Genomic DNA, 12,286 nt, shown 5'->3' on the forward strand with positions numbered 1-12,286 from the left:
GCAAAATAAAATTATATGAATCCACTACTATTAACAGACGGTTATAAATTAGGTCACAAAGAACAATACCCAGATGGAACTACCTTAGTGTATTCTAATTGGACTCCAAGAAAGAGTAGAATAGAAGGTATTAATCATGTAGTGTTCTTTGGATTACAGTATTTTGTAAAAGAATATTTGATAAAAAGATTCAACCAAGATTTTTTTAATCTCCCAAAAGAAGAAGTTGTTTCAGAATACAAAAAATATGTAGATCATTATTTAGGTGTAGATTATGATATTCAGCATATTTCGGAATTACATGAATTAGGTTATTTACCGATCGAGATAAAAGCATTACCGGAAGGTACAGAAGTACCTATTAGGGTACCAATGTTTACATTGATAAATACAAAACTAGAATTCTTTTGGTTAACAAACTATTTAGAAACATTACTTTCTAGTATCATATGGCAACCTTGTACCTCTGCAACTATCGCCAAGCAGTATCAAAAAATTCTTAGTAAGTATGCTTCAGAAACGGATAAAGAGAATCTGGAGTTTATCACTTGGCAAGGTCACGATTTCTCTATGAGAGGAATGTCTGGTACAGAATCTGCAATTCTTAGTGGTATGGGACACGCGCTTTCTTTTTCAGGTAGTGATACGTTGCCAGTGGCCAAAGCATATGAGATGTATTATAATGCTGATGTTACTAAGGAATTAGTAATTGGTAGCGTGAATGCTACAGAGCATAGTGTAATGTGTGCTGGTAGTAAAGATGATGAGATAGGTACCTTCAGAAGGTTATTAGAAACATACCCAACAGGAATTTTATCCGTTGTGTCTGATACTTGGGATCTTTGGAAAGTACTAACAGAATATCTTCCTAAGTTGAAAAATGAAATTTTAGATCGTGATGGTAAACTAGTGATCAGACCAGATTCTGGTGATCCTGTAGATATCATTTGCGGTTGCGAACATAAGGATCCAATCATTGCTAAAGGAGTCATTGAATTGCTTTGGGATGAATTCGGAGGTACCATTAATGAGCAAGGATATAAAGTATTAAATCCAAAAATTGGAGCAATTTATGGAGATAGTATTACCATCGATAGAGCAACAGAGATTTGTGAGCGGCTAAAACAAAAAGGGTTTGCATCTACTAATGTAGTATTAGGAATTGGAAGTTTTACCTATCAATACAATACCAGAGATACTTTTGGTTTTGCCATGAAAGCAACATATGTAGAGGTAAATGGAGAAGGTAGAGAAATTTTTAAAGATCCAATAACCGATGACGGAACTAAGAAATCAGCTAAAGGATTAATGCAACTTTATAAATCAAAAGGAGAGATTATGTTGAAAGATCAATGTACTATTAAAGAAGAAACACAAGGATTGTTTAAGACAGTTTTTAAAGATGGAAAATTGATTATTGATGAAAGTTTGTCTGATATTCGAAAGCGAATCTTGACGTAAATTATAAGTATATTTATGAAAACTCCCAAAAGGTCACTTTTGGGAGTTTTTTGTATATATAAATCGGGTTTTCTTTCCAAAAGCTGTTATTATAATGCATAGACGTTGTATTCTATTATCCATACGAAATATTGCCAATTTTTTTGTAAGGATTGTACGTAGATTACGACATTCTGAATGATATTATTAATTTAATATCTAACTAACTTTATAAAAACACAAACATCATGAGTGCAATCTGGTTTTTTGAGGATGCTAATCTCTTTAAGGTTTTATGTCCTCATAAGTTTAAAAAGTATAAAAGGAGTCACGATTTTGACGCTTATAAAAAAAGTGATTATATCTATTTTGAGGAAGACTCGGCTAATAAAGTATATCTTATTGAAAAAGGAAAGGTAAAAATAGGATATTATTCTGAAGATGGTAAAGAAGTAGTAAAAGCTATCTTGACTCGTGGAGAACTTTTTGGAGAAAAGGCAATTCTGGGTGAGGATAGAAGAACTGAATTTGCTCAATCTGTTGATAATACCACTTCTATTTGCCCGATTGGAGTGCAAACCATGCACGATCTTATGCGTGATAATCAAACTTTTAGTCTTAAAGTATATAAATTTATAGGCTTACGATTTAAACGCCTCGAAAGAAGGTTACAGCTACTTTTGTTTAAAGATACTAAAACTAGATTATTAGAATTCTTTGATGAACTCAAAGAAGATTTTGGATATTGCTGTCCTAATACAGGAGATACTGTAATACAACATCCATATACACAAAGAGATATAGCAAATCTTATTGGTACATCACGTCCTACCCTAAATATCATTCTTAATGAACTAAAGGAATCAAAACAAATTGATTTTAATAGAAAAGAGATTCGTTTAAAAAATGTCGCTTAGTGTTAGCTATCTAACATTTTAAAAAGTTTTATGAATTTACTTTTACAGTAATAATAATCATAAAACAAAAGGCAATGTTTAAAAAATTAATAATAGGAATACTAGCGATAGGATTGATCGCAGTTTCCTGTAATGACGACGATGATAATGTTGTTGTCGCAAACGCTGGAGAGATTTCTGGTGGTCCATTTGAGTTTGATGTGGATGGAGAAGCAGATATGGTTTCAGGAATTACACTAGATGATGCTAATGCATCTGGTTCTAGTAGTACTTGGATTGTAACCGATGATCAAGGAAACATTTTAGGGTTACCGCCAACATTGACTGCACTAGAAGGAGTTGATTTTGATGGCGCAGGCGCGGGGACGTGTTTGATTTGGTATGCCAGATATAATGGAACAATTACTGGTTTAGAAATGGGTATGAATGCCAATGATGTAACTGGTGATTTTGATCTTTCCAATTCTATTACAGTAGTAAGAAATCAAGTAGCTAATTCAGGAGTTATCGTTGGTGGACCTTTTGAATTTGATGTAGATGGAGAAGCGGATATGGTTTCAGGAATTACATTAGATGATACCAATGCATTTGGTTCTGGTAGTACTTGGATTGTAACCGATGATCAAGGAAATATTTTAGGGTTACCACCAACATTGACTGCACTAGAAGGAGTTGACTTCGATGGTGCAGGAGCTGGAGTTTGTCTAATTTGGTATGCTCGTTATGAAGGTACTATATCAGGATTGGAAATGGGTATGAATGCCAATGATGTAAGTGGTGATTTTGATCTTTCTAATGCAATAACTGTAGTGCGTAACCAAGTTGTAAATGCAGGAACTATCTCTGGAGGTCCATTTGAATTTGATGTAGACGGAGAAGCGGATATGGTTTCAGGAATTACTTTAGATGATACCAATGCGTTTGGTGATAATAGTACTTGGATTATCACAGATGACCAAGGAAATATTTTAGGTTTGCCACCAACATTAGCAATGGTAGAAGGAGTTGACTTTGATGGTGCAGGAGCTGGAACTTGTTTGATTTGGTATGCACGATATAATGGATCCGTAACAGGATTAGAAATGGGTATGAACGCTAATAATGTAACGGGTGATTTTGATCTTTCTAATCCAATAACAGTGGTTCGTAACCAAGTTGTAAATGCAGGAACTATTTCAGGAGGTCCATTTGAATTTGATGTAGATGGAACCCCAGATATGGTTTCAGGAATCACATTAGATGATGCTAATGCATTTGGTGATAATAGTACTTGGATTATCACAGACGACCTAGGAAATATTTTAGGTTTGCCACCAACATTAGCAATGGTAGAAGGAGTTGATTTTGATGGTGCAGGAGCAGGAACTTGTTTGATTTGGTATGTACGATATAATGGATCCGTAACGGGGTTAGAAATGGGTATGAACGCTAATAATGTAACAGGTGATTTTGATCTTTCTAATCCAATAACAGTGGTTCGTAACCAAGTAGTAAATGCAGGAACTATTTCAGGAGGTCCTTTTGAGTTTGATGTAGATGGAACCCCAGATATGGTTTCAGGAATCACATTAGATGGCACTAATGCATTTGGTGATAATAGTACTTGGATCATCACAGATGACCAAGGAAATATTTTAGGTTTACCACCAACATTAGCAATGGTAGAGGGTGTAGACTTTGACGCAGCAGGCCCAGGCGTGTGTTTAATTTGGTATGCTAGGTATAACGGAATGGTTACTGGACTAGAAATGGGTATGAATGCTAATGATGTTACAGGAATGTTTGATCTTTCTAATTCAATTACAGTTACAAGAAATTGTAACACAAGTCCTGGAGTATTATCCGGAGGACCTTTTACATTCACAGTAGATGGAACCCCTGATATGGTAAGCGGAATTATGCTAGACAGTTCGAATGCTGCTGGACCTAACAGTACCTGGATTATTACAGATGATCAAGGAAAAATATTAGGTTTACCACCAACATTAGCGATGGTGGAAGGTGTTGATTTTAATGCAGCTGGAGCTGGAGTATGCTTTATCTGGTACTTAAGATATGAGGATGGAGTAGAAGGCCTAGCAATGGATATGAATGCTAATGATCTAAAAGGTTGTTTCAGTTTGTCAAATGCTATTCAGGTGACAAGACAGTAACTAACAATGGCTTATCTAAAAATGAAAATGAAAAAGGAAAATAATTATTGTTCAAGATAATGTGAACTTAAGGTTGCTTCCATTCTCACAGGAAGTATAACACGATAGTTCATTGTTGTTTTTTTGTTAGTTTTAAAGCGCGATTTAAGAGGTCGCGCTTTATTAATTTAGTAAAGAAACTTTATTTAGAAAAGCTTGTATTTGTAATAGTATTCGATATAAATCCGGAGAGTGAGATATATTTTCTGATATCTACTTTTCACTAACTATTAAATATATTTTACTAATTGTTAGATAATCTTTTATCGTAGATTATGTATACTTTTGTAAGGAAACATTTTTTTACTGACAAATCCAATTACTTATATAATAGAAAATCTTTTATGAAATTCAATAAAAAGAATATATCTAACCTGATTTTTGTAATTATTTTACTCCTCTTTTTTATTCCGAATACTAGAGGAATGATGCAAATTTTTCTTACGAGAATATTTTCTTTTAGTCCTAGTTTAGTGGATGTAGAGGAGCGCGCTCAAGTAGCCTCTTATGATTGGAAACTTCACGGAGTGAATACAGAATCTATGAATTTTAATACTGCCGAAGGTAAAGTGGTGTTGTTAAACTATTGGGCGACCTGGTGTCCTCCTTGTATAGCAGAGATGCCATCATTACAAGAGTTGTATAATGATTATAAAGATAAAGTAGTATTTGTTTTTTTGACAGAGGATGATGATCCGGAACTAAATAAATTTATGAGGGATAAAAGTTATAATTACCCTATTTATAGAGCGCTATCGGAGCATCCTAAGCCTTTTGTTCATAAGCCTATTCCTGGTACATATCTTATCGATAAAAAAGGAAATATTGTGATTCATAAAGTTGGTGCAGCGGATTGGAACACTGATAAAGTGAGAACAACTATAGATCAGTTATTGGCCGAGTAAATTTCTAACTTCTAAAATATTTAAAAGGAACAAATAACATCCCAAAACATTTTCCTTTATTCTTATCTAAGTGTTTGTGATGTATTTTATGAGCTCTTCGAACACCTTTTGCATACCAATGATTGGCTTTTCGGAATATTTTAAAGCGTTGATGTATAAATATATCGTGCACTAAAAAATAGGCAATACCATAGGCTAAAATTCCGAAACCTATCGCTTCTCCTGCCCAAAAGGACACTGGATCATGAAACCAAATGCTAGTCATACTAACTACCGCATAGAATACAAAGAAAAGATCATTACGCTCCCACCAGCTATTATGATTTTTATGATGATGATCTTTATGAAGAGACCATAAAAAACCGTGCATGATATATTTATGAGTGAACCATGCCATGAATTCCATAAAACAGAAGGTAGCTATAAAAACCAGTATCCAAATTAGAACATCCATCTTAGTTTAATTTCATTAAATGTATTGCTAAATAAGGTTTAATCTATAATCAAAATATGATTTAGCTAATAGTCCAAATTTTTGATAATTAGGTACTCTGATTCTTGTATTTTTGATTTCTACAGAAGGAGTAGCTTTTAGTTTGTTAAGTAACTTTTTATAGTAAATATAGGCAGTATATACGCCGAATTTTGCTTCTACAGGTAATTTCATAATACCTTCAAAACCTTTATCAAAATCTTCTTGAATCTCTTCTATAATTCTAAGTTTAGAAGCTTCGTCCAACTGTCTTAAATCAGTATCAGGGAAATAAGTCCGACTTAGGTCTTCAAAGTCCGCTTTTAGATCACGTAAAAAATTCACTTTCTGAAAAGCAGAACCTAGATGTTTAGCACTTTCCTTCAATTCATCGTACTTTTCATTATCACCATTTACAAATACCTTAAGACACATAAGCCCTACCACATCTGCAGAACCATAAATGTATTCTTTATACTCTGTATTGGTTAAATAGTTCTTTTTGTGAAGATCTAATCGCATACTCTTCATAAACGCTTCATATAACTCAGGTTGTATGTTATACTGATGAACTGTTTGCTGGAATGAATTAAGAATAGGATTTAGACTAATCTTATATTCGATAGCTTTATACATTTCGGTTTCAAAATCGTTGAATAATGTTTCTTTGTCATAGTCGTGAAAACTATCTACAATTTCATCGGCAAATCTTACGAAGCCATAAATGTTGTAGATGTCCTGACGGATAGAATCGGATAACATTTTAGATGCTAAAGAAAATGAAGTACTGTAAGAGTTGGTAACAAGCTTGCTACAACTATAAGAAACGGAGTCAAATAAAGCTTTCATCAGTTCGATTTTAGTTTAGGTTTAATTTTTCGGATTTAATCCTTCAAATTAATGTTAGGTCTATTATGCAAATAGTAAGATATATTCTCACATCAAACAGTCTGCAATTTTGGTTTACTAGATAGATTAAATTTTGATTCGATTAGTCCAGCTACTAGTTTTCCAGAAATTAATGACGGTGGTACTCCTGGTCCGGGAACTGTAAGTTGACCTGTAAAAAACAAGTTTTGTACTTTTTTGCTTTTTAACTTAGGTCTTAGAAATGCGGTCTGTAATAACGTGTTTGCCATTCCATAAGCATTTCCTTTATACGAATTATATTCTTTTATAAAGTCTTTTACGCAAAAAGACTCTTTAAATATAATACTATTTTGAACATTTTGTTCGGTTAAATTCTCAAACCGAGTTATAATTTTATTAAAATAGGTCTCTCTTAGTTCAGGTGTGTCTTCAATGCCGGGAGCTAAAGGAATTAAGAAAAAACCATTTTCTTTTCCTTCTGGAGCCGAACCTGAATCTGTAACAGAAGTGAAATTAGCATAAAAAAGAGGCTCATCAGGCCATTTAGGCTCATCATAAATATCTTTTGCGTGTAAATCAAAATCTGTATCAAAGAATAAATTATGATGGTGTATGTTTATTAATTTTTTATCAAATCCTACATAAAACAGAAGAGAAGAAGGAGCAAACGTTTTTCGTTCCCAATAAGATTCGGAATACTGTCGATACTTCTGATCTAATAAGGTTTCACCGTGATGATAGTCTGCACCGCACAGAACAATATCTGCTTTAATTTCAGAATTGTCTACTATAATTCCTTTGGCAATGCCGTTCTCAACTAAAATTTTATCAACCGGAGCGTTCGTGAAAAACTGAACTCCTAATGATTCGGCTAATTTTTTCATCCCCAAAATAACTTGATACATTCCTCCTTTTGGGTGCCAAGTTCCTAATCCAAAATCTGCATAATTCATAAAACTATAAAAAGCAGGAGTATCGCTTGGTTTTGCTCCAAGAAATAAAACCGGAAATTCCAGAATCTGAATTAACTTTTTATTCTTAAACTCTTTTCTTACTTCTCTGGATATAGTACTAAAAAATTGGCCTATTTTTTTAATAGTTTCTTTTGTTACTAATTCTATAGGAGAAACACCGGGTCGATATACTAACTCTTTAATCGCTATATCATAATTACTTTTAGCAGCGGATATAAACTTTTTTAATTTATCAGAACTTCCTTTTTCTTCTTTTTCGAAAGCAGCATAGATTTTTTCTAGGGTATCTTCTATAGTAATACTTTCCTTATCTTCAAAGAATACCTTATACGCAGGATTTAATTTGTCCAATGCATAAAATTCAGAAGCCGAAGTATCGAAATCATTAAAAAATTTCTCAAATACATCTGGCATCCAATACCAAGATGGACCAATATCAAATGTAAAACCTTCTTTTTTTAATTGTCTCGCTCTACCACCAACAGTATCATTTTTTTCATAGATACTAACATCATACCCTAGTTTTGCCAGGTAACAAGAGGCAGAAAGGGATGAAAAGCCAGAACCGATGATTACTACTTTTTTATGTGACATAAGGTTTATTTAGAAATCTACTATAATTCTTTGATAAGATCAGTTATGGATGAAAAATAACGATGGTTAGGTCCACTGTTACCAGTAATATGCATAGTTTGTTTACCAAGCATCCAGAATTCACTTTCTCGTTTGGAGCACACTATTTCATCAAATTTCTGAACATATTCACCTATCTTATCTTTTTCTGGTCTTACAGTAAAATACGAAAGGAAAACGGTATTTTCATGAAACGATAGCATATTAGGTAAACTATCCAGAGGTATACTTGGTCCTAGATAAATTGCTTTATATCCTTTTAATAAGATTTCATAATTTATGTATAACAAACCTAATTCGTGTATTTCGTTTTCTGGCAAATATAAGATAAATGCTTTATCAGTTTTTGTAGATTTAGAATACTGAAGTTTTTCTATATTTATTAATAGTTTTTGTTTGATAAGATTTGTTATAAAGTGTTCGTGAGAAGGGCTAATAGTATTTGTTTGCCACAACAATCCTATCTCCGTTAGGAGAGGAATAAAGACATCAGTAAAAATTTGTCTAAATGTCCTTTTTTCTGCCAATTGCTCATATGTGCCTAGGAACAACTGTAAATCGTAATTAAGCATGGATATTTTCAGTGAGTTAATTGCTTGATTTTTAGTGCTATTGTCAGATACTATTCTTCTTACATATTCATCAATCTCTTCGTTATTAAGCTTAGAAACTCTAGAGATTTTATAACCACTATTAACAAGATATGTAACATTCAATAACTTCTGTAGGCTTTTTAGACTATAAGTACGTATATTCGTTTCAGTACGATCAGGGGATAATAGATTATATCTTTTTTCCCATATCCTGATAGTATGTGCTTTTACTCCACATAGATTTTCAAGATCCTTAATACTAAAATTTTGTTTAATATTGTTCACTTTTTTTCGATAATAGTTAAACAAATTTAAACAAAAACTAAGAGTTTGCTGCTTAGTACTTGTTAAAATATCAAAGATAATTGTTAAAAATATTTAGAAAGTAAGAGTGAGAAAGGTAAAAAAAATATTCGTAAACAGAGTTACTGCTTTTAAATATTCAATATTAACAATCAGAAACATTACTTTTTATAAACCTAATAGCTTTACGAATATGTACTTCTACAGTCCTTGAAGAAATTCCTAATAGTTGTGCAATCTCTTTATTTCTTTTTTGTTCGAATCGACTTAGTCTGAAAACTTCTTTACATTTTGCAGGAAGTAGTTCTATGTTTTTTTCTATTTTTATAAAATTAGATGTCGGTTGATCTTCTTCTGTAGTAACATATGTATGATATAGTGTTTCGAACTTTAGGTCTTGAAGCAGATCTAATTGTTTCTTTTCTTTTCGAAGATGCATCAAAAACTCATTATGACAAGCCCTAAAGAGGTAACTTTTTAAGGAAGTCTTAATCTTTAAACTCTCTTTTTTTTCCCAAATACGTAGCATTACGTTTTGAACTAAATCTTTGGATAAATCCATATCATTAGATAATTTGCATACATAGTTACATAACCAACCATTATATGTGTGAAATACAATTTTGTAACACTGTTGATCTCCAGTGTTTAATCCTTTAATGAGTTGTTTTTCAGTAATTTTAAATTCTTGCCCCATAGCATTTAATTAGTTATAAACTTGAATTACTATTATGTTATTATCGGTATTGTTTTGTGCTGGACAAATGTATTTCGAGATGAGATTTTTTTTAGTAAATTGAGGTGTGTAAAAGGTGTATAATAGGGTAGGTATGATGTGTGTAAAAAGAGTGTTCGCTTTTGATTGTAAGTGAGTTAGGTGTGCGTGATACCTTTTCTTTAATTTTATCATAAAATAAATTGCCTGGTTCTTTATTTTTAATGATCGGGCTTAAGAATATTTTCAAATGAGTTTTATAACTATAATAGGTATTGATGTTTTCGGGAGCAGAATAAAAAAAATACTTTTCTTCTTATTTCTTTTTTTTACAGGGATAATTAGCTTAGCCCAAGAGGCTGATGATTTAACCAGATTTAATGAATTGGTTAAAAATGCACCCGATAGAGGTTATAACGGGGCGAATAAAAAGTTTCACGCTTTACTACAGCTTTCCGAAAAACTGAACTTCCCGGAAAAAAAATGTAAGTATTTGGCACTAATAATGGCAGATCATTACTATAATCTCGAAACCAGAAACGATAGCTGTCTATATTATTTAGAAAAGGTAAAACAACAAGTAGCCATTCATGAAAAATCAATGTCTATAACCGAAAGAGTAGATATGTATCGAAGAATTGGTTTTATAGAAGCTGCGTTTTTTGGGTATAATGTCAATGTAGTTGATTACTATGGAAAAGCTTATGATTTGGCATTATCTATACAAGATGAAAAAGATATTTTTTATATAAAAAATCATATAGCCGAGTTGATTGTCCTTCGTGGTGATAATAAGCTGGATCAGATAAATGAGGTGATTACAGATTTAGAAAATGCATTACAAGTCTACCCCAAAAATGTTTATAGATTTGTCTCTTATAATGCTTTGGCACAGTTGTATTTTGCGAAAAATGATTTGACTTCTGCCAAGATTTGGATAGATAAAACATTAAACAGTAAATCGGCGATAGATGCATCGCCAGAATGGTATGATAGATATAAATACTGGGAAGCACAGAACCTACTTAGTTATTATTTTTATAAACAAGGTGAGGTGTACAAGGCTATAGATATATTAAATGCTGCTACAAACTCTTTTGATTCTTTTTCTGGTCAAGACAATGACTTCACTCTTATGTATTATCATTATTTCTTATACTATAGTCAACTTGGGGATATAGAAAAAGCGCTTTCATATATTACAAAAGCATGTGATAGTCCTCTGTCTATTTATGAGAAAATATTTTATAGAGATCAGATGGTACGGTTTTTATACAAAATAGGTAATCATAGCTTAGCCAAAAAGGTAAATCAGGAAAAATTAAAATTACTATCCCAAATTACTGTTTCGGATTCTAATATGTTTTCTAAATTTCTAATCAATGAGCTTCAAAAGAAAGATCTGGAAGTAGCACAGAATGTGTTAACGAATACCAACCTTCAGTTAAAAGAAAAAAATATTACCAAAACTAATCAGGTACTTTGGTTAACAATTGCTTTGATTTTAGTTTTGATTGCCATACTTATCTATGTTTTTGTAAAAAGAGGAAAGAAAAAAGATAAGACTATTGTTGATTTAAGACTTAGAGAATCTAGAGTTTTAGAAGAGTTAGTTGCTCAAAGAGAAAATGAATTGCAATTGGTAGCACTTAAAGTGACTAATAAATTGAGTGTTTTAAAAGAATTAAAGGAAGAGATAGAAAAAATAACACAGATTACTCCAGAGGTCAATACATTAAGAACAAAAGTAAACACACTAATTTCTTCTGGAACAGAGTTAGCAGAGGTTTCAGATCGGTTACAAACTCAGTATCCAGGTATATGTTATAACCTAAAGGAATCACATCCCGATTTATCCGAAACAGAGGTTAAATATTGTTTACTCACCAAGTTGAACTTATCCTTAAAAGAAACTGCCAATATATTAATGGTGTCTCCGGATACTGTGAAACACTCCAGAAGTCGTATCAAACGAAAAATGAAAATACCCAAAGAACTTTCTTTAAAAAACTATATGGATCAGATTTCTAATGAAAAAAGAATAGTCGCCTAGTTGTTTTCATAGTTTGTGGTGAAATATTGTATAATAAACAATGGGTAAAGCCTGTGCTTAAATTATAAGTAGGAGTACTTTTTTTGTTGTGATTTATAAATATTACTTTTTTTTCTTTCTTTTTCGTTACCTCTCAACCATTTGTTCTATCTGGGTTAACATAAATTCTAGCCACCCTTCTGAAAAGATTTTTATAAAAAAAATAAAATTAGAGTACGT

General features: G+C 32.2%; 10 protein-coding genes. 5 read left to right on the forward strand and 5 right to left on the reverse strand.

Annotation, left to right across the window (positions count from 1 at the left end):
* Positions 1 to 15: 15 nt before the first annotated feature.
* The 4 genes from D1818_RS22375 (at position 16) to D1818_RS22390 (ending at position 5,454) form a co-directional block, all read left to right on the forward strand.
* Positions 16 to 1,461 carry a nicotinate phosphoribosyltransferase gene (locus D1818_RS22375; protein ID WP_118462031.1) on the forward strand — a complete coding sequence of 482 codons (1,446 nt, stop codon included), beginning with the start codon at positions 16 to 18 and terminating at the stop codon, positions 1,459 to 1,461.
* 227 nt (positions 1,462 to 1,688) lie between these two features.
* A complete protein-coding gene (locus tag D1818_RS22380) occupies positions 1,689 to 2,357 on the forward strand; it encodes a Crp/Fnr family transcriptional regulator (RefSeq protein WP_118462033.1) in 669 nt (222 codons plus the stop codon).
* Positions 2,358 to 2,431: 74 nt separating this feature from the next.
* Complete coding sequence (locus D1818_RS22385; RefSeq protein ID WP_233558508.1) at positions 2,432 to 4,510, forward strand: hypothetical protein; 2,079 nt, start codon at positions 2,432 to 2,434, stop codon at positions 4,508 to 4,510.
* A gap of 383 nt (positions 4,511 to 4,893) precedes the next feature.
* Positions 4,894 to 5,454: a TlpA disulfide reductase family protein gene (locus D1818_RS22390; RefSeq protein WP_118462035.1), complete on the forward strand. Its 561-nt coding sequence runs from the start codon at positions 4,894 to 4,896 to the stop codon at positions 5,452 to 5,454.
* Between the two features lie 4 nt (positions 5,455 to 5,458).
* Here D1818_RS22390 and D1818_RS22395 read toward each other — a convergent pair whose 3' ends face one another.
* The 5 genes from D1818_RS22395 to D1818_RS22415 form a co-directional block, all read right to left on the reverse strand.
* Positions 5,459 to 5,908, reverse strand: a complete 450-nt coding sequence (locus tag D1818_RS22395; protein ID WP_118462037.1) for a sterol desaturase family protein — start codon at positions 5,906 to 5,908, stop codon at positions 5,459 to 5,461.
* Positions 5,909 to 5,935: 27 nt separating this feature from the next.
* Positions 5,936 to 6,775: a phytoene/squalene synthase family protein gene (locus tag D1818_RS22400; protein ID WP_118462039.1), complete on the reverse strand. Its 840-nt coding sequence runs from the start codon at positions 6,773 to 6,775 to the stop codon at positions 5,936 to 5,938.
* Between the two features lie 92 nt (positions 6,776 to 6,867).
* Entirely contained in the window at positions 6,868 to 8,364 is a 1,497-nt protein-coding gene (locus D1818_RS22405) for an NAD(P)/FAD-dependent oxidoreductase (RefSeq protein ID WP_118462041.1), read from the reverse strand.
* Between the two features lie 20 nt (positions 8,365 to 8,384).
* Positions 8,385 to 9,281, reverse strand: coding sequence for a MerR family transcriptional regulator (locus D1818_RS22410; protein ID WP_118462044.1), 897 nt, complete (start codon positions 9,279 to 9,281; stop codon positions 8,385 to 8,387).
* A gap of 163 nt (positions 9,282 to 9,444) precedes the next feature.
* Positions 9,445 to 9,996, reverse strand: a complete 552-nt coding sequence (locus D1818_RS22415; protein ID WP_118462046.1) for an RNA polymerase sigma factor — start codon at positions 9,994 to 9,996, stop codon at positions 9,445 to 9,447.
* Positions 9,997 to 10,264: 268 nt separating this feature from the next.
* Between D1818_RS22415 and D1818_RS22420 the strand changes: the two genes are divergently transcribed.
* Positions 10,265 to 12,067: a hypothetical protein gene (locus D1818_RS22420; protein WP_118462048.1), complete on the forward strand. Its 1,803-nt coding sequence runs from the start codon at positions 10,265 to 10,267 to the stop codon at positions 12,065 to 12,067.
* Positions 12,068 to 12,286: the final 219 nt, after the last annotated feature.

The organism is Aquimarina sp. BL5, from assembly GCF_003443675.1.
In the GTDB taxonomy this organism is placed as follows: Bacteria; Bacteroidota; Bacteroidia; order Flavobacteriales; family Flavobacteriaceae; genus Aquimarina.

Bases quoted from the DNA above. Each gene is read 5' to 3' on its own strand.
- D1818_RS22375 (WP_118462031.1), top strand. From the start codon at position 16: ATGAATCCACTACTATTAACAGACGGTTATAAATTAGGTCACAAAGAA.
- D1818_RS22380 (WP_118462033.1), top strand. From the start codon at position 1,689: ATGAGTGCAATCTGGTTTTTTGAGGATGCTAATCTCTTTAAGGTTTTA.
- D1818_RS22385 (WP_233558508.1), top strand. From the start codon at position 2,432: ATGTTTAAAAAATTAATAATAGGAATACTAGCGATAGGATTGATCGCA.
- D1818_RS22390 (WP_118462035.1), top strand. From the start codon at position 4,894: ATGAAATTCAATAAAAAGAATATATCTAACCTGATTTTTGTAATTATT.
- D1818_RS22395 (WP_118462037.1), bottom strand. From the start codon at position 5,908: ATGGATGTTCTAATTTGGATACTGGTTTTTATAGCTACCTTCTGTTTT.
- D1818_RS22400 (WP_118462039.1), bottom strand. From the start codon at position 6,775: ATGAAAGCTTTATTTGACTCCGTTTCTTATAGTTGTAGCAAGCTTGTT.
- D1818_RS22405 (WP_118462041.1), bottom strand. From the start codon at position 8,364: ATGTCACATAAAAAAGTAGTAATCATCGGTTCTGGCTTTTCATCCCTT.
- D1818_RS22415 (WP_118462046.1), bottom strand. From the start codon at position 9,996: ATGGGGCAAGAATTTAAAATTACTGAAAAACAACTCATTAAAGGATTA.
- D1818_RS22420 (WP_118462048.1), top strand. From the start codon at position 10,265: ATGAGTTTTATAACTATAATAGGTATTGATGTTTTCGGGAGCAGAATA.